The sequence below is a fragment of the Bacillus sp. LR--39 genome (genome assembly GCF_053613335.1).
On record NZ_JBSIOT010001604.1, the window covers coordinates 1 to 517 of the forward strand.

The 517-nt window shown below is 37.3% G+C and carries 1 pseudogene; it reads left to right on the forward strand.

Annotation, left to right across the window (positions count from 1 at the left end):
- Nucleotides 1-280: 280 nt before the first annotated feature.
- Nucleotides 281-517: pseudogene (locus ACWHAR_RS32040) on the forward strand (sensor histidine kinase); the annotation flags it as partial.

Genomic DNA, 517 nt, shown 5'->3' on the forward strand with positions numbered 1-517 from the left:
CAATCGATTTCAATGATGATCATTCCTTCAATGAATAGTAAGTTCCTTATGATTTTAAAGGTAAATTTGAAAAGATAAAACGTACATAGAGGCAGAACGTTCATGTACGTTTGGGCAATGATCACTTGTTGGAAACTCTAATGTTTCCCTGCACCTGATATTGTTGTGTTCCTTCTCTTCCTATAAAATGATTGGATACATGTATGTTTGCACGTTGAAATATGGGTTCGATTTTCATGAATCTCTATTCGGTGAAACAGGTAAAGGAAGTGGATAAGGTTTGCTTATAAGGAATCCTTTTAAAGATAAATATTACTCACATGATAGGCGGGCATTAAACATGCTTGCACTCAGAGTGCCGGGCCTGGCTTTTATTCTCATGATCTATATAGCCTCTATCGTGCTGCAATTTGTTTCTGGGGGCTGGTCCATTTTATTGCTTAATGCGTTTACCATATTAATCGCCATTTTTGCTTTGCTTCATTGGCACTCATATCGCTGGGTTAAGAAAAGAGTG